The sequence below is a fragment of the Pseudomonas sp. DF5 genome (assembly GCF_058148225.1).
In genome coordinates this window covers 286,215-311,650 of record NZ_JBYVYM010000002.1, presented here as the reverse complement: position 1 = coordinate 311,650, position 25,436 = coordinate 286,215, and the positions used below count along the sequence as shown (strand labels likewise).

Here is a 25,436-nt window from a genome sequence, read left to right as displayed (position 1 = left end):
CAGGGGGGCGGGCCTCATCGCGAATATTAATTCCAGCCGCCCCCCATCACCTTGTACAACGTCACCCGGTTACTCTGCTCGGCCAGACGCAGGGTGATCAGGTCCTGTTGGGCGCTGTACAACGAACGCTGGGCGTCCAGCGCTTCGAGGTAGCTTTGCGAGCCGCCGCGATAGAGCGCGTCGGCCAGTTCAAAGCTTTTACGGCTGGCGTCGGTCAAGGCTTGCTGCGCCGTCAGACGTTGGTCCAGGGTGCTGCGCACCGCCAGGGCATCGGCCACTTCTTTGAAGGCGGTCTGCAAGGTTTGCTGGTAGGTCTGCACCTGAATTTCACGCTCGACCTTGGCCGCATCCAGTGTCGCGCGATTGCTGCCGGCATCGAAGATCGGCAGGCTGACGCTCGGGGCGAAGGTCCAGGCGCCGCTGCCGGACTTGAACAGGCCGGACAAGGCCGAACTTGCAGAACCGGCATTGGCGGTCAGGCTGATGCTCGGAAAGAACGCCGCCCGCGCCGCGCCGATATCCATGTTGGCCGACTTGAGGGTGTGTTCGGCGGCCAGCACATCCGGGCGCCGTTGCAACAAACTGGACGGTAACTCATCCGGCACCTGAACCAGCAGCGCGACCGATTGCAGACTCGCACCGGGAAGCAGCTCATCGGGAAAATCACTGCCGACCAGTAAGCGCAGGGCATTGCGGTCCTGGAGAATCTGACTGGCGTAGACCGCTACATCGCCTCGGGCCGACTCCACAGTGGTTTGCGCCTGAGCCAGGGCCAAGCCGGAAGAACCGCCCAAGGCATGGCTGCGTTGGGTCAGTTCGTAGGTTGCCTGTTGGCTGCGCAGGGTTTCCTGGGCCAGTTGCAAACGCTCGTTGTCCGCCGCCAGCGTCAGCCAGGCCGTGGCCACTTCAGCCACCAGGCTGATCTGGGTGCTGCGCCGGGTTTCGGTCAGTGCCAGATAGTCTTCCAGCGCTTCGTCCTGAAGGTTCTGTACCCGCCCGAACACATCCAGTTCATAACTGCTCAGCCCCAGTTGCGCACTGTACTCATGACTGGTGCTCGCCGTGCCGCTGCTGGACGTGCGGCTATGTGTACCGCTGACTCCGGCATCGATGGTGGGAAACGCCGCCGCCCGTTGAATGCGATATTGAGCCTGGGCCTTTTCGATGTTCAGGCTGGCCAGACGCAAATCACGGTTGTTGGTCAGCGCCAGGGTCTGCAAACGCGCCAGGCGACTGTCGGTAAAGAACTGCTGCCAGTGAATATCCGCCGCCGCATCGCCTGAGGCCACGCTGGTTGACGGCAACCATTGCCCGGCGACCGGCGCTTCGGGGCGCTGATACTGCGGCGCCAGATTGACACAACCACTGAGCAACGCCAGAGCAGCCAACAAGGGCCAATGAAACTTGATCATGCATCACCTTTCTGCGCGGTTGGGTTGGCGGTTGTTGCGGTGGATACGCGACCGAAACGACGACGGATCAGCACGAAAAACAGCGGCACAAAGAAGATCCCCAGCACGGTGGCGCTGAACATCCCCCCCAGCACGCCAGTGCCGATGGCCTGGCGACCGGCAGAACCGGCGCCGGAGCTCAATGCCAGTGGCAACACGCCGAACATGAAGGCTAAAGACGTCATCAGGATCGGTCGCAGGCGTTGACGCACGGCAGTCAGCGTCGCGTCCCTCAAGCTATTGCCCTGCTCTTGCAGGTGCTTGGCAAACTCAACGATCAGGATCGCGTTCTTCGCCGCCAGCCCCACCGTGGTCAACAACCCGACCTGGAAGTACACGTCGTTGCTCAAACCACTGAAACGAGTCGCCAGCACCGCGCCGACCACCCCCAGCGGCACCACCAGCATTACCGAAAACGGCACCGACCAACTCTCGTACAACGCCGCCAGGCAGAGGAACACAAACAACACCGAGATCCCGTACAGCAGCGGCGCCTGGGAGCCGGACAAGCGCAGTTGATATGACTGCCCGGTCCACTCATAGCCGATGCCTTCGGGCAGTTGTTTGATGATCGCTTCCACCGCATCCATCGCAACCCCGGAGCTCACCCCCGGTGCCGGATCACCGACCACCTCCAGCGAGGCATTGCCGTTGTAGCGTTCCAGCAACGGCGAGCCATAGCTCCACGCGCTGCTGGCGAACGAGGAAAACGGCACCATCTCACCTTTGCTGTTGCGCACGAACCAGTGCTCCAGGTCGGCCGCCTGCATCCGCGCCGACGCCTCGCCCTGCACGTAGACCTTCTTCACCCGCCCCTGGTTGAGGAAGTCGTTGACGTAAGTGCCGCCCAACGCGGTGGACAAGGTGCTGTTAATGTCGCTGGTGCTCAGACTCAAGGCCCCGGCCTTGCGATCGTCGATGCTGACCTTGAGCTGCGGTGTATCGTCCAGGCCATTGCTGCGTACTCCCAGCAGCCGCGGGTCTTTCTTCGCCAACTCGATGAACTGCTCCCGCGCGGCAACCAGGGCGTCATGCCCCAGTCCACCAAGGTCTTTGAGTTGCAGGTCGAACCCCGAACTTTGCCCCAGGCCACGTACAGCCGGCGGCTGCATGACAAACACGTTGGCATCGCTAATGCTCGCCAACGCCAGGGTTGCACGTTGGGCAATAGAAGCCGCGTCCTGCCCTTTCCCCGATCGCTCGCTCCAGTCCTTGAGTTTGATGAAAGCCCGGCCGGTATTCTGGCTGTTGCCACCCATGCCCAAACCGCTGATGCTGATCAGCGCCTCGACTTCCGATTGTTCGAGCATGTAGCTCTCGAACTGCTTCATCACGGCCTGAGTACGGCTATCGGTGGCGCCCACCGGCAATTGGATCTGCGCCATGAGGATGCCTTGGTCTTCATCCGGCAAAAACGAAGTCGGCAGGCTGGCGTAACCAGCGCCCATCGCCAACAAAATCACCCCGTACACCAGCAAGCTCCGACGCCCACGCTGCAGAATGCCGCCGACCCATTGTTGATAACGCAAGGCACTGCGCTCGAAGCTGTGGTTGAACCAGCCGAAGAAACCGCTTTGCGTACCATGGCCCTGGCCATCCGACGGCTTGAGCAAGGTCGCACACAAGGCCGGTGTCAGCGTCATCGCCACCAGCACCGACAGGAGCATGGCCGAGACGATGGTCACCGAAAACTGCCGATAGATAATCCCTGTGGAACCACCGAAAAATGCCATGGGAATAAACACGGCGCTGAGCACCAGAGCGATGCCGATAAGCGCGCTGGTGATTTCCGCCATGGACTGGCGAGTCGCCGCCAGCGCCGGAAGTCCCTTCTCACTCATCACCCGCTCGACGTTTTCCACCACCACGATGGCATCGTCCACCAGCAGTCCGATAGCCAGGACCATGGCGAACATGGTCAGGGTATTGATTGAATAGCCGAACAGCGCGAGCACGCCGAAGGTGCCCAGCAATACCACCGGCACGGTGATCGCCGGGATCAATGTGGCCCGCAGATTCTGCAGGAACAGGAACATGATCAGCACCACCAGCACGATCGCTTCGCCCAAAGACTTGACCACTTCTTCGATGGACAGGCTGACAAAGGGGGTCGTGTCGTAAGCGATCACGTTCTTGAGCTGCATTTCTGCAGGGTAGAAAGGCTCCAGTTCCTTGAGTTTGGCCTTCACCGCTTCACCCACGCTCAGGGCATTGGCCCCGGCGGCGAGCTGCACGCCCATGGCGGCGGCAGGTTTGCCGTTGAGGGCAGAACTCACGTCGTAGCTTTCACTGCCCAGTTCGACCCGCGCCACATCGCCCAACAGCACCACCGCCCCATTGCTGGTGGACTTGACCACCACGTTGCGAAACTCTTCGGCGGTTTGCAGCTTGCTGCGGGCACTGATAGTGGCGTTCAACTGTTGCCCGGCCACCGCCGGCAAGGCACCGAGCTGGCCGGCGGACACCTCGGTGTTTTGTGCTTCCAGGGCGCTACTGATGTCCGAGGGCATCAACGCATACTTTTCCAACAGGGCCGGGTCCAGCCAGATGCGCATGGCATAACCCGAACCGAGAGTCTGCACGTCGCCGACGCCATCGATACGACTGATCTGGTCGAGCAAGGTGCTGGAAATGTAGTCGCCGATCTGGGTGCCGGTAACGCTTTCGTTATCGGAGGCCAGGGCGGCAATCATCAGAAAGTCCGAACCGCCCTTGGTCACGGTCAAGCCTTCGCTCTGCACCGATTGCGGCAGTCGGGATTCGGCCTGTTGCAGTTTGTTCTGCACCTGCATCTGCGCCACATCCGGGTTAGTACCGGCGGCGAAGGTCAGGCTGATGCTGGCGCTGCCCGCCGAACTGCTGGAGGCCGACATGTAGGTCAGGTTATCCAGCCCTTTCATCTGCTGTTCGATGACCTGGGTCACCGAGTTTTCCACGGTTTTGGCCGAGGCGCCGGTGTAGGTGGCGGAGATCCGTACCGTTGGCGGCGCGATGTCCGGGTACTGTTCCAGCGGCAGTTGGCTGATCGACAAGGCGCCGGCGAGCATGATGACGATGGCGATGACCCAGGCAAAAATCGGTCGATCGATAAAGAACCGCGCCATGCTCAACCCTCCTGCGCAATGGCAGTCGGCGCCGATTGCCGCGTGCGGCTGCGAGTGCCCGGGTTTTGCGCCAGCACCGGGGCGCCGACCCGGACTTTCTGCCCGCCTTCGACAATCACCTGATCACCCGCCGTCAGGCCAGAGGTAACCCACCACTGGTTACCCACGGCGCGATCGATGGTCAGCACGCGCTGCTCGACCTTGCCGTTAACCACCAGCAACACCGATGTCACGCCACTGGCGCTGCGGGTCACGGCTTGTTGGGGGATCAGAATGGCTTGATCGTCCCGGGCCTGTTCCAGCACCGCCCGCACATACATCCCGGGCAGCAACAGCCGGTCCGGGTTGGCGATTTCCGCCCGCAGGGTCACGGTGCCGGTGCCCTCATTGACGCTGACCCCGCTGAATTTCAAGCGGCCCTCATGGGCGTAGGTGCTGCCGTCGTCGAGTTTGAGACTGATCCGCGCTTCGCCCTCGCCGTTGCTTTGCAGCACACCGCTGGCGAGGTCGCGCTTGAGGCGCAATAGCTCGGTGGTCGATTGCGTGATATCCACGTAGATCGGGTCCAGTTGCTGCACCGTGGTCAGTGCGCTGTCCTGATTGGCCACCACCAATGCGCCGGGGGTGACCGTCGAAGTTTCGATGCGCCCGCTGACGGGCGAGCTGATGCGGGTATAGGCCAGGTTGATGCGCGCGGTATCCACGCCGGCCTGGGCCACTTGCAGTTCAGCCTCGGCGGTCAGCAGACTGGCCTGGGCATCCTCGTTGTCCTGCTGGCTGATGGCATCGATCTTCGCCAACTGGGCATCACGCTTGGCCGTGGCCTGAGCCGACTTCAATGTGGCGCGAGCCTTGGCCAGAGTCGCCTGCGCTTCAGCCAAGGCGGCCTTGTACGAGGCTGCATCCAACTGATACAGCGCCTGTCCGGCCTTGACCTCGGCGCCTTCGACAAACAGCCGCTGCTGGACGATACCGCCGACCTGCGGGCGAATCTCGGCGACCATAAACGCCTGAGTACGCCCGGCCAGCTCCGTGGTCAGCGCCTGGCTTTGAGGTTGCACCGTGATCACTGACACTTTGGCCGGTTCGACCACGGGCGCGGATGCGCCGGGGGAGCAACCGCTCAACACCACCAGAATGATCAAGGACAGTAAAACCGCGGCGGTTACCAGGGATTTGGCGAAAATTTTGGTCGACATAAATGCCTCTGCAAGACGGGATGGCTGAAGCCAGGCGCCATACTGCGAGGCAAATGTGCAGGAAAATTGAAGATTGCCTGCCGCCCTTGAATCTTCGTCGCGCCAGGGCCTAAATGGGCGGGCCATTCACCGACCTGCCCGAGCCCATGAAACTGAGTATCTCCACCAAACTGTTTATCGCGGTACTGGCCAGTGTGCTGTTTGTCATCCTGAGCATGGGGCTGGCCAACGGCTGGAGCTTCGGCAAAGGCTTTCTCGATTACCTCAACGAACAGGCTCTGTTGCGCATGACCCCAGTGCTGCCGCGCCTGGCCAGCGCCTATGAGCGCGAAGGCAGTTGGGAATTTCTGCGCAACCAGCCGGATCGCTGGTTCGAACTCATGCGACCGGAGCCGGGCGTAGACTTCACCAACCCGCAGCAGCCGACCCTGCCCACGTCTGACCTGACCGGCGCGGTGTTTCGCATCGCCCTGCTGGACCAGCAAAAGCAGTTGGTCATGGGCTACTCGGCAATTGCCGACGACGCCCTGATGCGCCCGATCAAGGTGGCCGGTAAAACCGTCGGCTGGCTGGCGGTAACGCCGTTCCAGAACGTGACCGAAGCCGGCGGTGAACGCTTTCGCCTGTACCTGTTGCGCACCAGTCTGGCCGTGGGCGTGTTCTCGTTGCTGCTGGCAATGCTGATTGCCTGGTGGATCGCCCGCACTTTGCTTGAGCCGGTCAAGCGAGTGGCCGCCGCCACGCACCGACTGGCTGCCGGGGAATACAGCAACCGGGTGGCGGTGTCCTCCAATGACGAAGTCGGGCAGTTGGCCCGCGACTTCAATCAACTTGCGTATACGCTGGAGCGCAACGAAAAAATGCGCCGGGAGTTCATGGCCGATGTGTCCCATGAACTGCGCACCCCGCTGTCGGTGTTGCGCGGTGAGCTGGAGGCCATAGAGGACGGTGTGCGCACCCTCGATCAGTCATCGATGAAATCGCTGCAAGGCGAAGTCGGCATGCTCAGCAAACTGGTGGATGACCTGTATGAACTGTCCCTGGCCGATGTGGGCGCGCTGACCTACCGCAAGAGCGAGTGCGATCTCAACGATCTGCTGCACAGTTGCGTGGCGATGTTCCAGGAACGCTGCAATGCCCGGCACTTGCGCTTGGAGCTGGAACTACCGACACCAGCGCCAAGGGTGGAAGCCGACCCCAAGCGCTTGCAGCAACTGTTCGGCAATCTGCTGGAAAACGCCGTACGTTATACCGATGAAGGCGGTGTACTGCGCATTCGCGCATCCAGCGATGGCGACGACGTACGCATCGATTTCCTTGATTCCGGCCCCGGGGTCGACGCAGATCAGTTACCGCGGCTGTTCGAGCGTTTCTACCGAGGCGAAACTTCACGCAACCGCGCCAGCGGTGGCGCCGGTTTGGGGCTGGCGATCTGTCACAGCATCGCCCTCGCTCATGGCGGCAGCCTCAGTGCTGATCATTCCCCGTTGGGTGGCCTTTGGCTGACCCTGCGCCTGCCACGGAATGCCTGAAGCATGCTCAACGACAAACCGATCCTGATCGTCGAAGACGAGCCCAAACTGGCCGCGTTGATGCGCGACTACCTGATCGCCGCCGGCTACGCGACTCTGTGCCTGGACAACGGGCTAGAGGTGGTGTCAGCAGTACGCACCCATGAGCCGCGACTAATCCTGCTCGATCTGATGTTACCTGGACGCGATGGCCTGCAAGTGTGCAAGGAGCTGCGCAGTTTCAGTGCCGTACCGATCATCATGATCACCGCTCGCGTCGAGGAAGTGGATCGCCTGCTCGGGCTGGACCTGGGCGCCGACGACTACATCTGCAAACCCTTCAGCCCGCGTGAAGTGGTGGCCAGGGTCAAAGCCATCCTGCGACGCAGCCCTCAGCTTTTGACGACTGCGCCGTCGCGCTTGCAGATTGATGAAGAACAGTACCTGGCCTCCCTCGATGGCATGACACTGGACCTGACACCGCTGGAACTGCGCCTGCTAAGCACCCTCGCCCGCTCGCCGGGACGGGTGTTTTCCCGCGATCAGTTGCTCGACAGGATCTACTCCGATCACCGGGTGGTCACCGACCGCACGGTCGACAGCCATATCCGCAATCTGCGGCGCAAGCTTGAACAAGCCTGCCCGGGGGAGCATCCGATTGAATCGTTGTATGGGGTGGGGTATCGGTTTCAGCTCGCCGACGCCTGAAGCGTCGCCGAGATGAAGGAAGACTACCACCCCGTTCCACGGGCAGAACGGGGCGGCACATCAAGACAGTGCGATCAGAATGTCACACTGGCGCTGAGGCGTGCCGTGCGCGGCTCGCCGACACTGACCGCCAGTTGGCTGCCAGTGGAGGATGGGTAGTACTGTTTGTCGAACAGGTTGTCGACGTTGAACTGCAACGACGTCTTGTACCCGAACATCGGCGCCTCCCAGCGCACGAAGGCATCGGCAACGGTGTAGCTGCTCAGCCAGAAATCGTTGGCGTTGTTGGCCGCACGTTCGCCGACGTAACGCGCACCGGCACCCGCATGCCAGGCCCCGAATTCCGTAGGGACGTTCAGGTGATGGGTGAGGTACAGACTCGCGGTGTGCTTCGGCGCGTTGGCGAGACGGTGACCCTCGTCATCCGGATCATCGAGGATTTCCGTGTGAGTGTAAGCGTAGGTGCCGATCAGGTCCCAGCGCTCGGCCACACGCCCGGTGACGTCCAGTTCCAGACCCTGCGAACCGACCTTGCCCGCGGCCTCCGAGAGGCTGACGCCACCGACCGTCTGGGTGGTCACGACGTTTTTCTTCTCGATGTCGAACAGCGCCAGGTTGATGTTCAGCCCCGGCAGCGGATCGTACTTGGCGCCGACCTCATAACTGCGGCCCTCCTCCGGATCGAAGGTATGGCCGGCATCGTCGACTTGGGTATTGGGCTTGAACGAACGGCTGTAGTTACCGTACAGCGACAAGCTGTCGGTGGCTTTGTAAACCAGCCCCAGGAACGGCACGAAGGCATCGCCGTTATCGTCACGGTTGACCTTGTAGCTGCTGCCGCGGCCCTGATCGCTGTACTGATCGAAATGCTGCTGGCGACCGCCGAGAACCAGGATCCAGCGGTCATCGAGGTGCCAGTTATCCTTGAAGTACACGGAGCTGGAGTTCAACTGGTTGCTCAGGTCACTTTGGCTGGCACTGACAAGGCTCGGCTCGGCCAGACGACCATAAACCGGCGAGGTGATGTCGAAGCCTGACTGCGCGGTATTACGGTAGGTTTTGCCACGGAATTGGTCGGACGCTTCGGTGTCCGCGCCGATCAGCAAGTCATGGCGCTGGCCGAACAGTTCCTGCTGGCCGATGAAATCCCAGCTGGCGTAGCGGGTCTCGTCATCGTAGTGAGCGCCGTTGGCAGCACGTCGCAGGTTGTTGCCGGTCAACGAACTCGGCTGGGCAATCGAAAGGCTGTAGCGGTCGTTGTTCCAGCCGTAGGTAACGCGGGTTTTCCAGTCGTCACTCAGCTGATACTCGAAACGCGCGGTAGCCAATTCACGGATACCGACGCTTTTGGCCCATTTTTCGTCGAGGCGCTTGTCGTAGTCGATGTCCGCCGGATGACCATTGGTGAACACCGTGCCACGGTCGAAAGGTTTGGAGTAATCGTTGTATTCGTAGCTGAGGGTCAGGCTGGCACGGTCGCCCGTCCAGGTCAGCGACGGTGCGACCAAGGTGCTTTCATTCACGCCGTAGTTGCGCCAGTAATCCTCGTGGCCGCGTTCGGCAATCAGGCGATAGGCCAGGCCGGTATTTCCCAGCGGCCCGGTGGTGTCCACGGCCATGGTGCCGCCGCCTTCGCTGTAGGCCGAGCCGCTCAGGGTCGTGCTCTGGGTATATTCAGGTTTCTTGCTGATCACGTTGATCAACCCGCCGGGTTCCAGCGCGCCGTACAGCATAGACGCAGGCCCTTTGAGCACTTCGATGCGATCCGTCGTGGCGCTGAAGTTTTGTCCCAGATTGGAACGCACGCCATCGCGCAGGATAGAGCCGTCATCGTTGGTGCCAAAACCGCGCTTGACCAGCGAGTCCCGGGAACCGCCCAGGGTGTTTCCCTGGCTGACGCCGCTGACGAACTTCATCGCGTCGTTCAGCGAGCGCACCTGATAGTCGGCCAGGGTTTGCCGGGTTACTACATTGACCGATTGCGCCTCTTCCTTGATCGGCACATCGCTTTTGCTCGCGGTGCTGGCTTGAGAGGTGGTGTAGCTCGTGTCTTGGCTGACGCGGCTCGCCTGAATATCAGTGGTCGGCAGCTCGATGAGTTCCTGTGCCCACAATGGGCCGGCAAACATCACGCAGGACAGTGTTGGCAACGCGTGTTTGATGAAAACTTTGCGGCGAGCAAAGGGATGGGGATGGCTCAAGACGTCGCACTCAATGAGTTAGTAGTAATGATTCTCATTGTATGGTGCGATGTATTTCCAGTAAACACCTTCGCGGCTATTAACTAACGAGTTATTGCTCTGCCGCATAGATGATGGTTTGCGCGCTGTCTGCTGTCGCGGGCGGCCGGGTGAAGTATGTATCGCCGTCATCCGTGAGGATCTCGTATTGCACCTTGCCGGCGACACGGCTCGATACAGCGGCATGCTTGATGATCTTCAGCACCCGCTGAAATTTCACGCTTTGGGTGCCGTTCTGGGCAGGCCCGGTGAGCACATTGACCGTTTGAAACCAGCCATCATTTTTTTTGTTCGATACCAGGGTGCTGGTCAGCGCCTCGAAACGCTCCAACCGGGTAAAGCCCCAGAGCGTCTGCTCCTCGACCGTTTTGCCCTGCGCGGTAGAACCCGTAAACACAAACAGATTGATGGCCGGATTGTCTTCACAAAAGAAGTCATAGGGCACCAGCCCGTCGACCATTTTCTTGCCGGAAACGAAGCCCTTTTTATGAACCAGAAACATGCCCACCTCCACGCTGAAACATCAGCAAACGCTGCGTAAGTTTGAGCGGGAAGTCTACTGAGACGAGGCGTACAGAGCCGTCAAGCCAATGTAATATCGTGTAAAGATCACGCCTGACGGGGCAAGCTGATTTCCACGGTCAGCCCAGCGGACGGCTCGTTGCGCGCCACAATCGTGCCGCCGTGCATTTCCACGGCCCTTGAAGCGATCGCCAGGCCCAGGCCGAAACCGGCACTGGCCTCGCTCAAGCCACGCTCGAACGGGTGAAAAATGCTCAGCAGCCGCTCGTTTTCAACACCCGCCCCCTGATCGGTAATCCGCACCGTCAGGCAGTCTGCTTCGAGATTCACCTCAGCCGACACAACAACCGCCGTCATCGGTTTGGTATGGCGCACCGCGTTGCGAATGACGTTCTCGAAACACCGATACAGCAACTCGCCGCTGACCCGACTGACAAAGACCGGACACGCCTGGAGGCTAACCCGGCAACCTTTCATTCCCGCCTCGAATTGAGCATCCTCGACGATCACCGCCAGCAACTCGATGACGTCGAGTTGCTGGCGATCGATACTCTCGGGCCGGCCTTGTATGCGCGCCAAGGTCAACAACGCCTCGATCAGCGCATCCATCCGTACCGACTCGCGCTGGATGCGCTCCACCATTTCCTGGCGGGCCGGTTCTTGCTGCAGCAACCCGATGGCCGCTTGCATGCGCGTCAACGGTGAACGCAGTTCGTGAGAGATGTCATGCAGCAGTTGTTGCTGGGCCTCCACCAGCAGCTTCAGCTGGTTGGCCATTCGATCGCAGTCTGCGGCCAGATCGACGATTTCATCGCGGCGCCCGCCCATCATCGGCTTGACCCGGGTTTCGAAGCGTCCCTTGGCCACATCGCTCATCGCCCGCCTGAGGTAGGCCAGCGGCCACGCCAGGTAGTACGCCATGTAGCCGCTGAACAGCGCACTCATCACCGTGCCGATGATCAGCGGGATCGAACGCCCCGGCCCTTGCTCACCTTCTTTGCCAAGGGGCTGTGAGGATCTGAGCGAGAGGGTCAGACCGTCCTTGCTGATGACCGTTCGTTCAAAGGCCGGCCGCGGAACCGGCGACCCGGCCAACAGTTGACCGGCACTGTCATAGACTCCAATGGTTTCGTCACCGGGGTGCCGCCACACTGCCAGCAATTGCCTTCCCGACTCGACCCCGAATTGCCGCAGCAGCTGTTCCTCGCTGCTCAGGATGGCCTCCAAATGAGGATCGCCAGGCCCGTGATTGCCCAGCACCAGAATGCCCACCCCGACCAGAAACGTCAGGCTGGTGGCTAGCCAAAACGCCAGGAACAGTTTCCAGAACAGCCGGCTGGGTTTCATCATTCAGCGATCAACAGATAACCGAGGCCACGTACGCTCTGAATCCAGGCCTTGGCGTCAGGGCGCGGACCGAGCTTCTGGCGAATGCTGCTGATGTGCACGTCGATGCGCCGGTCGTAGCGGGTCAAGGGACAGCCCAAGGCATTGAGCGACAGGTCCTGTTTGCTCACCACCTGCCCGGCACAGCGGGCCAGCTCTTCGAGCAGGCTGAACTCGGTACTGGTCACCCCCAGCTCGCGCCCCTGCCACTGGGCCTGACGCTTGCCGGGCCACAAGACCAGCGGGCCGGTCCTGATCACTTCTGAGACGGGTTGATCCGCCGGCTGCACCCGACGCATGATTGCCCGCAAACGCGCCACCAGTTCCCCCGGTGAACTGGGTTTGGGCACGTAGTCATCGGCCCCCAGTTCCAGACCAGTGATCTTGTCGATGTTGTCGCCACGGGCCGTGAGCAATACCACCGGCACCTGACTAACGGCCCGAATGCGCCTGAGCACCTCGATGCCCGAAAGGCGCGGCAGCATCACGTCCAGCACCACAATGCTGTAGCGCCCGGACAGCGCTTGAATCTCGCCCTCCTCGCCCGTGTGCACGGCAGTCGCCTCGAAGCCTTCACGCTCCAGGTATTGGCTGAGCATTCCTGTCAGTTCCTGGTCATCGTCGACGAGCAATACAGAGATCATGGCGGGCTCTTGAGTGGGGGCCGCGCATTATCGCCCTTGCGCTGCACAGCGTCATCGCCCCGAGCAAACCTTTACCTAACTTGACACTTGGTTAACCGCATCAAACGCACCGAGCTTTTATGCTTCACCTCCACCAGCCTGCTCGCTTCGCGGTAACTCGTCTTGCTGTGAGATATCCGCGCCCGCCTACGCTGCTTGTCGATGTGTTCTGGATAAGATCTTGATGAATTTTTCGCGCCTGCTCTGCTCGGCTGCACTACTGCTCAACGCCTCACTTGCGCACGCCCAAGGCTTCAAAATTTCCGATATACGCATTAATGGCCTGCAGCGGGTTTCCGCCGGCAGCGTGTTCGGTGCATTGCCGTTGAACGTCGGTGATGAAGCGGACGATCGTCGCCTGGTGGAATCCACCCGTGCATTGTTCAAGACCGGTTTCTTTCAGGATATCCAGCTGGGGCACGACGGCGATGTGCTCATCATCACGGTGGTCGAGCGCCCCTCGGTCGCCAGTATCGAAATCGAAGGCAACAAGGCGATTTCCACTGAAGACCTGATGAAGGGGCTCAAACAATCCGGACTGGCCGAAGGTGAGATCTTCCAGCGCGCCACCCTCGAAGGTGTGCGTAACGAGTTGCTGCGCCAGTACTTCGCTCAAGGCCGCTACTCGGCCTCGGTCGATGCCGAGGTGATCGCGCAACCGCGCAACCGCGTGGGCCTGAAAATAAAAATAGATGAAGGCTCTGTAGCGGCGATCCAGCACATCAACGTGGTGGGCAATACCGTATTTACCGAAAGTGAATTGACCGATCAATTCACCCTCAAGACCAGCAACTGGCTGTCGTTCTTCAAGAACGATGACAAGTACGCCCGGGAAAAACTCTCCGGTGACCTGGAACGCCTGCGCTCCTATTACCTGGATCGCGGCTATATCAACATGGACATCACCTCGACCCAAGTGTCGATCACCCCGGACAAGAAACACGTCTACATCACCGTCAACATCAACGAAGGCGCGAAGTACACCGTTCGTGACGTCAAGCTCAGCGGTGACCTGAAAGTGCCTGAAGACCAGATCAGATCGCTACTGCTGGTTCAAAAGGGCCAGGTGTTCTCGCGCAAGCTGATGACCACCAGCTCGGACTTGATCACCCGTCGCCTGGGTAACGAGGGGTACACCTTTACCAACGTCAACGCGGTCCCCAACCCGAATAATGACGACCATACCGTCGATATCACCTTCGTGGTCGACCCGGGCAAGCGGGCCTACATCAACCGCATCAACTTCCGTGGCAACACCAAGACCGACGACAAAGTGCTGCGCCGCGAAATGCGTCAGATGGAAGGTGGCTGGGCCTCGACCTACCTGATCGACCAGTCCAAGACCCGTCTTGAGCGTCTGGGCTTCTTCAAGGAAGTCAACGTCGAGACGCCGGCGGTGGCGGGTGTCGACGACCAGGTTGACGTGAACTACAGCGTCGAAGAGCAGGCCTCCGGTTCGATTACCGCCAGCGTCGGTTTCGCCCAGAGCTCTGGCCTGATCCTCGGAGGTTCGATCACTCAGAACAACTTCCTGGGCACGGGCAACTACGCCAGCCTGGGCCTGACCCGCTCGGACTACCAAAGCAAGTACAACTTCGGTTTTACCAACCCCTACTTCACACCGGACGGGGTGAGCCTGGGCTACAACCTGTTCTACAACGCCACCGACTACAGCGATTATTACAGTGACGGCGTTTCGTACTACTCCATCAACAGTTATGGCGCCGGCACTTCACTTGGCTACCCGATCAATGAAACCTCACGGCTGAGTTTCGGCCTGACCGTGCAACACGACAGCATCGAGCCAGGCACCTACAGCGCCGATGAGATCTACGATTTCATTGCACGCGAGGGCAAGGAGTTCAACAACTTCAAGGCCAACCTTGGCTGGTCGGAATCGACCTTGAACAAGGGCGTGCTGGCCACCCGCGGGCATTCGCAGAACCTCAACCTGACGGTGACAGTGCCCGGCAGTGATCTGAGTTTCTACAAGATCGATTACACCGGGCAGACCTTCCTGCCGATCAGCAATGCCACTTCGCTGCGTTTCCACACCAAGCTCGGTTATGGCAACAGCTACGGCTCAACCGACGGCCTGCCCTTCTATGAAAACTACACGGCCGGTGGCGAAGGTTCGGTGCGCGGTTTTGAGAGTGGCACCCTCGGCCCGCGTAACACCCCGGCCACAGGCACCTATGCCAGTGCCGGCCAGGCGTACTACTCCGATCGGGACACCGACGCATTGGGCGGCAATATCCTCATCACCGGCGGGGTCGAATACCTGTTCCCGATGCCCTTCATCAAAGACAACAAATCTCTGCGTACCTCGGTGTTCTGGGACGTCGGCAGCGTCTACTCCAACAAGTGCTACCTGAGTACCACCCAGGGTTGCGACGGTGTCGACCTTGGCGAGTTGGCCAGTTCCGTGGGGGTCGGTGTCACGTGGTACAGCCCGATGGGGCCCCTGAGCTTCAACCTGGCGTTCCCGGTCAAAAAGCCTGAGAACGCTGATACCCAAGTGTTCCAGTTCTCCATGGGGCAGACTTTTTGAACCGGTGAGTCCGCATGCATTCCACTTCGTTGTTGCACTGACACGAAGTGCAGAATGTGGGACAAGCCCGCCCCCCCCACAGGTTTCGCGCTCCCCCCTGCATCATGGCGCTCTCAGTCAACTCTGGCCGTTGTGCTCAAGCATCACGAACGTTCGGGAATTAAAGTCGAAGTGCCAGGGGAGCTACCCCGGCTCACAATTCCAAGAATAGAGCCACTTCGATGAGCCTGAAAAAATCCCTGCCAGTATGCCTGGCACTCAGCTTCGCATCGCTTGCCGTACCCGCAGCAGAGGGCCCTCCACCACCGTCAGTGAGTGAACCCAGCGGCATCAATCTGGGCGGCACCAGTTTCTACGACGGTTTCGCGGGGCCGCCCGGTCTGTCCCACCTGACCTATCTGAAATTCAGCACCGCACGCAGCATCAGGGACAATGCAGGCAAGGATAATGGCGCCTTCGATAATCCGAAGATCAACGTCATCTCGCTGATCAACCAACTGAGCTATTACTCACCCGATACCATCGGCGGTGGTGCACACCTGGGCTGGAGCTTATTGGTGCCCGTCATCTCCCTGGACGGTGACTTTGGCGACAACGGTGCCAAGCTCCAGGATAACGGCACAGGGCTTGGTGATGTCACGGTAGGGCCGCAGATCCAGTTCGACCCGATCGTCGACGCCCACGGCAGGCCCGTGTTCGTGCAGCGCCTGGCTTTCGACACCATCCTTCCAACCGGCAAATACGATAAACATAAAGACCTGAACCCAGGCTCCAACTACTTCTCTCTGAACCCCTACTGGGCCGCGACCTGGATGCCGGCGCCTCGTTGGGAAGTGAGCTGGAGGCTGCACTACCTGTACAACTTCAAGAACAACGATCCGGCGAGCAGTTCGACGCAACTTTTCGAGGGTCAGCCTGTGCGCGACACCCAGGCAGGACAATCGGCGTGGGCCAACTTCACGGCCTCGTATGAAGTGGTCCCCAACGTATCCGTCGGGATCAACGGGTACTACTTCAGGCAAATATCAGATGACGAGGTTAACGGAGGTCGGCTGAGCAACTCTCGGGAAAAGGTGCTGGGCATCGGCCCGGGCATGTTCTGGAAAATCAGCGATGGCCAGGGCTTCTGGCTGAACACCTATAAAGAGACCGGCGTCGAGAACCGCGCGCAAACGGATTACGCCGTCCAGATCCGATACGCCCACACGTTCTGACCGATTTGCGCCCGCTCATGCATGAGCGGGCCCTTTTACCCGAGGTGATGTTTCATGAACGCGCTCGACTCCATTGACAGTAAAAAATCATTGGCCGCTATCTGCCTGATGATGGTCATTTCCTTAGGGACGTTGCAAATCCAGCCTATTCTGGGCGGAGCCTTCATCGACCAACTCGGTTTGCCACTGAACGCCATCGGCGCCATTTTTGCGGCAGAACTGATAGCAATGGCCGTCGCCTGCGGCGTTTGCGCCATGTTGATGGCCAGCGTCGACCGGCGTCGCTTTGCCCTGATTGCCTTGCTGATGCTGGTACTCGGCAATCTGGCCAGTGCTCAACTGCATAGCCAGGGATTGCTACTGATCTGCCGAATGATATGCGGCGCAAGCGGTGGCGCGCTCATGGCCGTTGTCTACGCCACCGCAGCCCTGCGCACATCCAAGGATTCGACGTTCGCGGTGATCAACATCGGCAACCTGCTCTGGGGGATGCTGCTTGTGAGTTCCATGCCGATGATTCTGAAATCATTCGGCGTGGCCGGGGCGTTTTATCTCTTGGCCATCGCCAGTGCCCTGGCGATGGTTGGTAGCTGGAGAGTGCCGAAGAGCTACCCCGAGGCACATCGGGCAGCGAGCGGCTCAATCCCGCCTTTCGGGCTCACATCGATCTTACTGCTGATGCTTTTTACGCTGCTGTTTTTTGGCCATTCCGCACTGTGGGTTTACCAAGAGCGCATCGGTAAAAGCATTGGCCTGGAACCGCAACAGATTGGTGGGATACTCGGCGGCAGCATCCTTGCCGGTGCCCTTGGAGCGGCACTGGCCGGACTTATCGGCAGACGCCTTGGGTTGCTGTTTCCGCAGCTACTGAGCTTCGGCACGGCGCTGATTGCGACTCTGGTCATGGTCTATGGCAATACCCCTGTCGCGTTTGCGGTCACTGCCTGCCTGATCCATGCAGTCTGGTTTTTCAGCCTGCCTTACTTGCTGTCCATGGCGGCCGAACTGGACCCTTCCGGCCGACTGGCCGGGCTGGGTAATGCCGCGATTTTCGTTGGTCAGGGGCTTGGCCCGTTTGGCGCGGCACTCGTGGTAGGCGAAGGACAATTCCGCGCCGTCGGATGGCTGGCGGCCTCGGCCTACCTGACAGCCCTGGTTATCTCGTGTCTGCTCGTCGCACGTTTTCGTCGGGACGCGAAGCCTTGCGCAACAGCACTGTCGCCTCAGTCGACCTGACCTGATATCAAACAGGAACCCGTCAATGAACAATCGATACCCATCTTCAGAGGTTATGCCGATGACCACCCCGTTTCCCCGAACCCCTGAATTTTCCGGCGCGCTCTATGCACCCAGCCGAGTAGAAGCCGAGGTGTTCGACCTGGAGATTGAAGGCACCCTTCCCGCGTCGATCCGTGGCGCCTTTTATCAGGTTGCGCCAGACCCGCAATACCCGCCGATGCTGGGCTCGGATATTTTCTTCAACGGCGACGGAATGGTCAGCGCGTTCTACTTTGCCGATGGCAAGGTGTCGATGCGACGTCGCTACGTAAAAACCGAGCGGTTGATGGCTCAGCGCCGCGAAGGTCGCTCGCTCAATGGAATCTATCGCAACGTCTACACCAATGATCCACTGGCGGCGAAGAACAACACCACCGCCAATACCAGCGTTGTCGCTCATAACGGTGTGCTGCTTGCACTCAAAGAAGATGCCATGCCCTGGGCAATGGATCTTGAAACACTGGAAACCCTCGGCGAGTGGAATTTTGACGGGCAGATCGAATCAGCGACGTTCACCGCCCACCCCAAGCTCGACCCGGTAACAGGAAACCTCTTGGCCTTCAGCTACGAAGCCAAAGGTGACGGCACACCTGACCTGGCCTATTTCGAACTGTCGCCCGACGGAAAGCTGTTGCACCAAATCTGGTTCCAGGCGCCGTACGCGGCCATGGTTCATGATTTCGCGGTGACTGAACACTACGTGGTGTTCCCGCTGATTCCGTTGACGACCGACGTCGAGCGTATGAAGAAAGGTGGTCAGCATTTCCAATGGCAACCCGATCTGCCTCAACTCTTCGCCGTCGTACCACGCAATGGGCGCGCGGAGGACGTTCGATGGTTCAAGGGCCCCAAGGACGGTTTCCAGGGCCATACGCTCAACGCGTTCGATGAGGGCGACAAGGTTTACGTAGACATGCCGGTCACCGGCGGGAATATCTTTTACTTCTTTCCCCAGGCCGACGGTCATGTCCCGCCACCCGAAACACTGGCTGCCAGCCTGATGCGCTGGACCTTCGACCTGACCAGTACGCAGGAGGACATTCAACCGCAGCCATTGACGGATTACCCCTGCGAATTCCCAAGGTGCGATGACCGCTATATCGGTCGAAAATATGAGCACGGCTTTGTGCTCGCGTTCGATCCAGAGCGCCCGTACAACCCGGCGAATGGGCCGATTCCGTTTCAATTCTTCAATCTGCTGGCCCATGTGAACCTGGAAACAGGCACCACCGATGCCTGGTTTCCCGGTGACAGCGGATGCTTCCAGGAGCCCATTTTCATTCCGCGCTCCCCAGATGCGCAGGAGGCGGATGGCTACGTCGTTTCCGTTCTCAATCACATCGCGGACGGTCGCAGCGAGCTTGTAGTCCTGGATTCTCGTGACATGGAGAATGGCCCCACTGCACGAATCAAAGTGCCGTTCCGGATGCGCATGTCGCTGCATGGTTGCTGGGTGCCGAGCAAACAATGAAACCATGGGCGGCCCACTGAAATGACTGGAAGCCTGTGATTAACCAGGCCGGAATACGGCGCCTGCCCTGACCTTCCAAACACGTCACTGTCTCGTATTGCCTGTTCCGGAGGGTCGGCAAAATGCTGCCAAAAATACATAAAAAAGCAAAATTCCTGCATTTTGGGATTTTTAATAAATCCCGCTTTACAGGATTAATCTCCGCAACTAGATTGAACCTCAACCGCCGCGGCTTACCTGCCGCCATAGCTGCATGAGCAGTGCCGAGCTTCTTTGCTCCCTGCCCATGCACTGATCCTCTATCAAGGAGCACTCAATGAAACTCGCGAGCTTTATTGTTCAAGGCCGTAGCACCTACGGCGTCGTCGATGGCGAACACGTCATCGATCTGGAATCGGTCAAGCAATCCTTCGGCACCGATCTCAAACAGGCCATCGCCAACAATCGCCTGGCCGAACTGAGCCACGAGGTCCTGGCGAGCCTGCCTCGTATCCCACTGGCTGAAGTAACTTTTCTCCCCGTTATCCCGAACCCGGGCAAAGTGCTGTGCATTGGCATCAACTACGCCACACACGTGCGTGAAACCGGTCGTGAGATGCCGACCTACCCGATGATTTTCACTCGTTTCGCTGACAGCCAGACCGCCCACCTGCAACCCATCGTTCGCCCAAAGGCCTCGCACAAGCTTGATTTTGAAGGCGAGCTGGCGGTGGTGATCGGCAAACCGGCGCGTCACGTCAAGCAAGCCGACGCGCTGGACTATGTCGCCGGTTACGCCTGCTACAACGACGGCAGTGTCCGCGACTGGCAGAAACACACCATTCAATTCGTGCCGGGCAAGAACTTCCCGAACACCGGCGGCTTTGGCCCTTGGCTGGTTACCCGCGACGAGATCGGTGATCCGCAGGGCCTGGAACTGACTACCCGTCTCAATGGCGAAGTCATGCAGCACACCAGCACCAGCGACATGATTTTCGATGTCCGCGCACTGATCGAATATTGCTCCACCTTCACCGAACTGGCCCCCGGCGATGTGATTGTCAGCGGCACCACCGGCGGCGTCGGCGCGTTCCGTGAACCGCCGGTATGGATGAAACCGGGCGATGAAGTCGAGATCGAAATTTCGCGAATCGGCATCCTGCGCAACAGCATCGTCGACGAGCAGTAAGCCATGGCCACACTACGCGAATCGGAACAATTGCCGGTGCAGGATATCGACAGTAAAGGTTCGAGCCTGGAGCGCATGCTGCGGGTACTCGATCTGTTTACCGAAGAGAGCCCGATCTGGGCAGTCGATGACATGGGCGGTGCATTGGGGTTTACCCGTTCAACCATCTACCGCTATGTGCGCGAACTGGCCGAGGCCAACTTGTTGTTCCAGGTCGGGGCCGGACGTTACGCCCTGGGCGCGAGAATCATTACCTGGGACCGTCAGTTGCGACTGAGCGACCCTTTGGTGCGCGCCGCACAATCATTGGAGCCAAGCCTCCCACGCTGGAGCGAGCAGCAGATCTGGCTGATCTGCCGCCTGTTCAAGGACCAGGTGGTCTGCATTCATCAATACGGCGATTTGTTCAGCGAGGTCAGTTACTCACGCGGCTCACCGAGGCCGTTGTTCCTGGGGGCGACCTCCAAGGCCATCCTCGCCAACATGACCTCGCGTCAACACAGCCAACTTTTCCTGGAAAACCCCGATGAGGTGCGCGCCAGCAACCTTGGTCAGACCTGGGAACAGTTCCGTCGCTCGCTACTGCGTCTTCGTCATCAGGGCTATGTGGCCAGCGCCGGCGAAGTCGACGCTGGCGTCTATGGCCTCGCCGCCCCGATCTTCGATGGCGATGGCAAAGTCGTCGGCAGCATCAGCTGCGTGCGCCCGATTCAGGAACGTGACAGCACTCAGGAAGAACAGCAAGGACAGCAGATCCTTGCCCTGGCGCAAAACCTGTCGCAGCTCATGGCTGCACTCGCCAACCGCCCCAAGCCATTGGACTGAGCCATCCGGAAGGGAACAACAACAATGACACCCCTCAAAAAAATCAGTACGCACGTCTTGATCATCGGCGCCGGGCCCACCGGGCTGACCCTGGCCAACTTGCTTGGCCAAGCCGATGTGGACACCGTGATCATTGATCGCAAGCCAGACACCGTGACCGAGCCGCGGGCTGTTTCGATCGATGACGAATCCTTGCGCACCATGCAGGCCGTCGGATTGGATCAAGCCGTGTTGCGAGATGTAGTGCCGGGCTATGGCGTGCACTATTTCACTCGGCCCGGTGGCCGCTGCTTCGGCAAAGTCGAGCCCACCGGCAAGTTGTATGGGTTCCCCAAGCGCAATGCATTTCGCCAGCCACTGTTTGAACGCACCCTGAAAACGGGCCTTGAACGCTTTGCCAACCTGAAGGCCCGGTTCAGTCATGACCTGCTGGAATTCAGTCAGGATAAGCATGGCGTGCGCGCACTGATCCGTGACGCAGACGGCGAAACTGTCGAAGTCCATGCGGCCTATCTGGTCGCCTGCGACGGTGGTCGTAGCCCGGTGCGCAAGCAACTGGGAATCGAGATGGTTGGCTCGAGCTTCTCCTCGCGCTGGCTGGTGGTCGACACTGATCAGGATGACGATCCGTTCTGGCAAACACGTGTGTACTGCGATGCACGCCGTCCCGTCGTTGAAGTACCCGGCCCCCACCGCACACGCCGCTTCGAATTTCTACTCAAGCCGGACGAAACCGATGAGCAGGTACTCGGCGATGCTCGCCTGCAAGCGTTGCTTCATCCCTTCAAGGGCAACACCCCGGCATCCATCGTGCGCAAGACCGTTTATACCTTCCACGCCCGGGTTGCCGAACGGTGGCAAGTGAATCGCGTGTTTCTCGCCGGCGATGCCGCGCATCTGACTCCTCCCTATGCCGGACAGGGCATGAACAGCGGTGTTCGCGATGCCCATAACCTGGCCTGGAAACTGATCGGCGTGCTGAAGGGCAAAATGGCTGAAACAGCTCTACTGTCTTACGAAAGCGAGCGTCGCGATCACGCCTGGGCACTGATCAGACTGGCCTTGAACCTCGGCGTGGTCATGGCGCCGGCAACTGTCTTGCGCGCTCGTTTGATCAGCGGTGCATTTGCTTTGATCGGCCTGCTGCCACCGTTGCGGGACTATTTCCTGCAAATGCGCTTCAAGCCTAAACCCCGATTCACCAAAGGGCTGGTACTGACCGAAGGCAAAGCCGGGAAACTGTCCTGCGGACACATGTTCCCTCAACCGATGCTCACCGATGCTCAAGGTCAGGAATTTCTGCTCGATGACTCGATCGGTGCCGGCTTCGCCTTGATTCAGTACGGCGACCACAGCCGCCAACGCATCGACGAACTCCAGCATGGCTTGTGGTTCCACCTCGAAGCCAAGCGCATTCTGATCCTTCCCGAGCCTGTCGAAAACATGCCTTCGATGCCTGGCTGCACGGTGCTTCATGACCGCCAGGGTTTGCTCAAAGAAATACTGGGCGATTCAAACACGTTCTTACTGCTGCGCCCGGATCGCTATATCGCCGCCATTTTCGATAAGGCCGGCGAAACAAAGGCTGCCGAGTCTCTGCAGTCGCTGTTCGGCATCGCGCAGGCGCGAAACCAGGCAGCCGAGTCGAGCATCGCGCCGGTCTTTCCCTGAACCCATAAAGCTACGGAGGTGTTTATGCAAACCCTACAAACCTGCACCCCTGCGCGCCTGTGCTATCTGCATCTGGCGAGCAAAGAGCCGCAACGACAAATCGATTTCTACCGGCGCATGCTGGACATGGACAGCCTGGCACAGCCCGATGGCAGCTGGACACTCAGTGGCCCGCAGCGCGCCATGCTCGTATCGCCCGCCGACCACAGCGGCCTGCTCGCGGCAGCCTATGACCTGGGCGATCAGGCTCGGCTGGGAGAACTGCGCGCTCGCCTGATCGAGAACGGCTGTGCTGTCGAAGACATCGACTCACCGCTGCTCGAACCATGCGCCTTTCTGATTCGTGACCCTCAGGGTCGGCAAACGATATTTGGCGTATCCCGCATGGATTCCAGCGCCGACCGGCCAGGCATGCCGGGCCGCCTGCAACACGTGGTATTCCAGACCACTGAACTGGAAGCCATGATCGATTTCTACGTCAATACAGTCGGGTACACGGTGTCGGACAACGTCGTCGACGAGCAGACCGGCCAGCTCATGACGTGTTTTCTGCGCTCCGACGATGAGCATCATTCGCTGGCGTTTTTCCGCGGTTCGAAAAACGAATGGGATCACCACTGTTACGAAACCAATGAATGGAACGACATCCGTGACTGGGGTGATCGCTTCGCCAAGGAACGCATCACCATTTTCTTCGGCCCCGGCCGGCATGGGCCGGGCAACAATCTGTTCTTCATGGTGGTCGATGCCGATCGCAACCGCCTGGAGTTTTCCGCCGAACTCGAAATGACCGATGCCGCCCGCCAACCCGGTGTCTGGCCTCAAGAGGAATACACGCTCAATTCCTGGGGACGCGCCTGGATCAGGAGCTGAGCAGTTTCTACAGACAAGGTTTTGCATCATCCATGTCCTTAATCGACGCGGCCACCTGCCTCCAAAGGTAAGACTATGACGACTCAACATTTGCCCCTCTACGCCATCAATGGCGACCAATACATCAATGGCACCTGGCGCGCAGGTCGTTCCTCGCGGCGCCTGGATGACCGCAACCCCTTCAATGGCGAGCAACTGCTGGAAATGCCACTGGCCTCGATTGCCGATCTCGACGATGCCTATCAGGCGGCACATCGTGCGCAAACGGCGTGGGCAAAGCTGCATCCGACGCAGCGCAGCGCGCAACTGGAGAAACTCGCTCACGTCATCCAGAACCGTCGCGATGAAATCATCGACTGGCTGATTCGTGAGTCCGGCAGCACGCGCATCAAGGCGAGCATGGAATGGCAGTTCACCCTGAACCTGGTGCGTGAGTGCGCAACGTTGCCGATGCAGGTTGAAGGACGGATCCTGACAAGCTACAAGCCCGGTGAACAGAGCTTTGTCTTTCGTGAACCGCTGGGTGTTGTCGGAGTAATCAGCCCATGGAATTTTCCGTTGTACCTGAGCATGCGTTCGGTGGTCCCGGCACTCGCGCTTGGCAACACAGTAGTGCTTAAACCCGCCAGCGACACGGCGGTAACAGGCGGCCTGCTGATTGCTCATTTGTTCGAAGACGCAGGCTTCCCGGAGGGTTCGCTCAATGTCGTGGTCGGTGCAGGTTCGGAGATTGGCGATGCCTTCGTCGAACACCCGGTGCCAAGCCTGATTTCCTTCACCGGCTCAACCGATGTCGGTCGCAATGTCGGCCGGATTGCGACTGGCGGCAAACACATCAAGCGCGTTGCGCTGGAGTTGGGCGGCAATGCTCCACTGGTGGTCCTGGATGATGCGGATATTGAGATAGCCGCGCACGCAGCAGTGGTCGGGCGTTTCCTGCATCAGGGCCAGATCTGCATGAGCGTCAACCGGGTGATCGTCGACCGCTCGCTGTATGCGGACTTCACCGCGCTGGTGGTGGAGCGAGTGCGCAAGCTCAAGACCGGCGACCCGGCCCACGCAGACACCGTGATTGGGCCGGTGGTCAATCAGAACCAGCTCGATGGCCTGTTGCGTAAAATCGATGCCGCCGAGAACGCGGGCCTCAAGCAGTTGTGTGGCGGCCCAGCGTCCGGGTTGGTGTTGCCTGCGCATGTCTTCGGTGAGGTCGGGGCCGATCAGGAACTGGCACGTGATGAAACCTTCGGGCCGTTGCTGCCGCTGCTGATCGCAGAAAACGAAGCGCATGCGTTGGAGTTGGCCAACGCCAGCGAGTATGGCCTGTCCAGCGCGGTATTCACCCGGGACATGGCCCGAGGCTTGAACTTCGCCCGTGGCATCGTGGCCGGGATGACCCATATCAACGACATCACCGTCGACGACCAGCCCAATGCGCCCTTCGGCGGCGAAAAGAACTCCGGTCTCGGGCGTTTCAATGGTCACTACGCCCTGGATGAATTCACCCGAGCCCATTGGGTCACCTGGCAACCGGGGAGCCACCACTACCCTTTCTGATTCTTGATCGATACTGACCGGACTAAA

At 59.7% G+C, this 25,436-nt stretch carries 18 protein-coding genes; 11 read left to right on the top strand and 7 right to left on the bottom strand.

Going from position 1 to position 25,436, the window contains the following annotated elements; all coding sequences use genetic code 11:
- Nucleotides 1-26: 26 nt before the first annotated feature.
- The 3 genes from AC30D7_RS03250 to AC30D7_RS03240 are packed head-to-tail and all read right to left on the bottom strand — an operon-like array spanning nucleotide 27 to nucleotide 5,754.
- Nucleotides 27-1,412 (bottom strand): efflux transporter outer membrane subunit, encoded by a 1,386-nt coding sequence (locus tag AC30D7_RS03250; protein ID WP_490133011.1) that lies wholly within the window; start codon nucleotides 1,410-1,412, stop codon nucleotides 27-29.
- Nucleotides 1,409-4,555 (bottom strand): efflux RND transporter permease subunit, encoded by a 3,147-nt coding sequence (locus AC30D7_RS03245; protein ID WP_490133010.1) that lies wholly within the window; start codon nucleotides 4,553-4,555, stop codon nucleotides 1,409-1,411. Before AC30D7_RS03245 ends, AC30D7_RS03250 begins: the two co-directional genes overlap by 4 nt.
- 2 nt (nucleotides 4,556-4,557) lie before the next feature.
- Entirely contained in the window at nucleotides 4,558-5,754 is a 1,197-nt protein-coding gene (locus AC30D7_RS03240) for an efflux RND transporter periplasmic adaptor subunit (RefSeq protein ID WP_490133009.1), read from the bottom strand.
- A 113-nt stretch (nucleotides 5,755-5,867) separates the two neighbouring features.
- Here AC30D7_RS03240 and baeS point away from each other — a divergent pair, with 113 nt between their 5' ends.
- Together baeS and AC30D7_RS03230 are read left to right on the top strand one after the other, a co-directional pair.
- Nucleotides 5,868-7,286 (top strand): sensor histidine kinase efflux regulator BaeS, encoded by a 1,419-nt coding sequence (baeS, locus tag AC30D7_RS03235; protein ID WP_490133008.1) that lies wholly within the window; start codon nucleotides 5,868-5,870, stop codon nucleotides 7,284-7,286.
- 3 nt (nucleotides 7,287-7,289) lie between these two features.
- Nucleotides 7,290-7,973, top strand: a complete 684-nt coding sequence (locus AC30D7_RS03230) for a response regulator (protein WP_490133007.1) — start codon at nucleotides 7,290-7,292, stop codon at nucleotides 7,971-7,973.
- Nucleotides 7,974-8,047: 74 nt separating this feature from the next.
- Here AC30D7_RS03230 and AC30D7_RS03225 read toward each other — a convergent pair whose 3' ends face one another.
- The 4 genes from AC30D7_RS03225 to AC30D7_RS03210 form a co-directional block, all read right to left on the bottom strand.
- The gene (locus tag AC30D7_RS03225; protein WP_490133006.1) at nucleotides 8,048-10,174 is read right to left on the bottom strand and encodes a TonB-dependent siderophore receptor; all 2,127 of its coding nucleotides are present in this window, start codon (nucleotides 10,172-10,174) and stop codon (nucleotides 8,048-8,050) included.
- Nucleotides 10,175-10,265: 91 nt separating this feature from the next.
- Nucleotides 10,266-10,715: a hypothetical protein gene (locus tag AC30D7_RS03220; protein WP_019578705.1), complete on the bottom strand. Its 450-nt coding sequence runs from the start codon at nucleotides 10,713-10,715 to the stop codon at nucleotides 10,266-10,268.
- Nucleotides 10,716-10,822: 107 nt separating this feature from the next.
- The gene (locus tag AC30D7_RS03215; protein WP_490133005.1) at nucleotides 10,823-12,085 is read right to left on the bottom strand and encodes a HAMP domain-containing sensor histidine kinase; all 1,263 of its coding nucleotides are present in this window, start codon (nucleotides 12,083-12,085) and stop codon (nucleotides 10,823-10,825) included.
- The gene (locus tag AC30D7_RS03210) at nucleotides 12,082-12,765 is read right to left on the bottom strand and encodes a response regulator (protein ID WP_490133004.1); all 684 of its coding nucleotides are present in this window, start codon (nucleotides 12,763-12,765) and stop codon (nucleotides 12,082-12,084) included. Before AC30D7_RS03210 ends, AC30D7_RS03215 begins: the two co-directional genes overlap by 4 nt.
- Nucleotides 12,766-12,988: 223 nt before the next feature.
- Between AC30D7_RS03210 and bamA the strand changes: the two genes are divergently transcribed.
- From bamA to AC30D7_RS03165, 9 genes are all read left to right on the top strand, one after another.
- Nucleotides 12,989-15,355: an outer membrane protein assembly factor BamA gene (bamA, locus tag AC30D7_RS03205; protein ID WP_490133003.1), complete on the top strand. Its 2,367-nt coding sequence runs from the start codon at nucleotides 12,989-12,991 to the stop codon at nucleotides 15,353-15,355.
- A 221-nt stretch (nucleotides 15,356-15,576) separates the two neighbouring features.
- A complete protein-coding gene (locus AC30D7_RS03200; protein WP_490133002.1) occupies nucleotides 15,577-16,569 on the top strand; it encodes a SphA family protein in 993 nt (330 codons plus the stop codon).
- A gap of 54 nt (nucleotides 16,570-16,623) precedes the next feature.
- The gene (locus AC30D7_RS03195; RefSeq protein ID WP_490133001.1) at nucleotides 16,624-17,805 is read left to right on the top strand and encodes an MFS transporter; all 1,182 of its coding nucleotides are present in this window, start codon (nucleotides 16,624-16,626) and stop codon (nucleotides 17,803-17,805) included.
- Nucleotides 17,806-17,866: 61 nt separating this feature from the next.
- Nucleotides 17,867-19,318, top strand: coding sequence for a carotenoid oxygenase family protein (locus AC30D7_RS03190; RefSeq protein ID WP_490133059.1), 1,452 nt, complete (start codon nucleotides 17,867-17,869; stop codon nucleotides 19,316-19,318).
- Between the two features lie 316 nt (nucleotides 19,319-19,634).
- Nucleotides 19,635-20,486 (top strand): fumarylacetoacetate hydrolase family protein, encoded by an 852-nt coding sequence (locus AC30D7_RS03185; protein WP_490133000.1) that lies wholly within the window; start codon nucleotides 19,635-19,637, stop codon nucleotides 20,484-20,486.
- Between the two features lie 3 nt (nucleotides 20,487-20,489).
- Nucleotides 20,490-21,311, top strand: a complete 822-nt coding sequence (locus AC30D7_RS03180) for an IclR family transcriptional regulator (protein ID WP_490132999.1) — start codon at nucleotides 20,490-20,492, stop codon at nucleotides 21,309-21,311.
- A gap of 24 nt (nucleotides 21,312-21,335) precedes the next feature.
- Complete coding sequence (locus tag AC30D7_RS03175; RefSeq protein WP_490132998.1) at nucleotides 21,336-22,982, top strand: bifunctional 3-(3-hydroxy-phenyl)propionate/3-hydroxycinnamic acid hydroxylase; 1,647 nt, start codon at nucleotides 21,336-21,338, stop codon at nucleotides 22,980-22,982.
- 24 nt (nucleotides 22,983-23,006) lie between these two features.
- A complete protein-coding gene (locus AC30D7_RS03170) occupies nucleotides 23,007-23,855 on the top strand; it encodes a VOC family protein (protein ID WP_490132997.1) in 849 nt (282 codons plus the stop codon).
- A gap of 75 nt (nucleotides 23,856-23,930) precedes the next feature.
- Nucleotides 23,931-25,409 carry an aldehyde dehydrogenase family protein gene (locus tag AC30D7_RS03165; protein WP_490132996.1) on the top strand — a complete coding sequence of 493 codons (1,479 nt, stop codon included), beginning with the start codon at nucleotides 23,931-23,933 and terminating at the stop codon, nucleotides 25,407-25,409.
- The last annotated feature ends 27 nt before the right edge of the window (nucleotides 25,410-25,436 follow it).

Bases quoted from the DNA above. Each gene is read 5' to 3' on its own strand.
- AC30D7_RS03250 (WP_490133011.1), bottom strand. From the start codon at position 1,412: ATGATCAAGTTTCATTGGCCCTTGTTGGCTGCTCTGGCGTTGCTCAGT.
- AC30D7_RS03245 (WP_490133010.1), bottom strand. From the start codon at position 4,555: ATGGCGCGGTTCTTTATCGATCGACCGATTTTTGCCTGGGTCATCGCC.
- AC30D7_RS03240 (WP_490133009.1), bottom strand. From the start codon at position 5,754: ATGTCGACCAAAATTTTCGCCAAATCCCTGGTAACCGCCGCGGTTTTA.
- baeS (WP_490133008.1), top strand. From the start codon at position 5,868: ATGGGCGGGCCATTCACCGACCTGCCCGAGCCCATGAAACTGAGTATC.
- AC30D7_RS03230 (WP_490133007.1), top strand. From the start codon at position 7,290: ATGCTCAACGACAAACCGATCCTGATCGTCGAAGACGAGCCCAAACTG.
- AC30D7_RS03220 (WP_019578705.1), bottom strand. From the start codon at position 10,715: ATGTTTCTGGTTCATAAAAAGGGCTTCGTTTCCGGCAAGAAAATGGTC.
- AC30D7_RS03215 (WP_490133005.1), bottom strand. From the start codon at position 12,085: ATGATGAAACCCAGCCGGCTGTTCTGGAAACTGTTCCTGGCGTTTTGG.
- AC30D7_RS03210 (WP_490133004.1), bottom strand. From the start codon at position 12,765: ATGATCTCTGTATTGCTCGTCGACGATGACCAGGAACTGACAGGAATG.
- bamA (WP_490133003.1), top strand. From the start codon at position 12,989: ATGAATTTTTCGCGCCTGCTCTGCTCGGCTGCACTACTGCTCAACGCC.
- AC30D7_RS03200 (WP_490133002.1), top strand. From the start codon at position 15,577: ATGAGCCTGAAAAAATCCCTGCCAGTATGCCTGGCACTCAGCTTCGCA.
- AC30D7_RS03195 (WP_490133001.1), top strand. From the start codon at position 16,624: ATGAACGCGCTCGACTCCATTGACAGTAAAAAATCATTGGCCGCTATC.
- AC30D7_RS03190 (WP_490133059.1), top strand. From the start codon at position 17,867: ATGACCACCCCGTTTCCCCGAACCCCTGAATTTTCCGGCGCGCTCTAT.
- AC30D7_RS03185 (WP_490133000.1), top strand. From the start codon at position 19,635: ATGAAACTCGCGAGCTTTATTGTTCAAGGCCGTAGCACCTACGGCGTC.
- AC30D7_RS03180 (WP_490132999.1), top strand. From the start codon at position 20,490: ATGGCCACACTACGCGAATCGGAACAATTGCCGGTGCAGGATATCGAC.
- AC30D7_RS03175 (WP_490132998.1), top strand. From the start codon at position 21,336: ATGACACCCCTCAAAAAAATCAGTACGCACGTCTTGATCATCGGCGCC.
- AC30D7_RS03170 (WP_490132997.1), top strand. From the start codon at position 23,007: ATGCAAACCCTACAAACCTGCACCCCTGCGCGCCTGTGCTATCTGCAT.
- AC30D7_RS03165 (WP_490132996.1), top strand. From the start codon at position 23,931: ATGACGACTCAACATTTGCCCCTCTACGCCATCAATGGCGACCAATAC.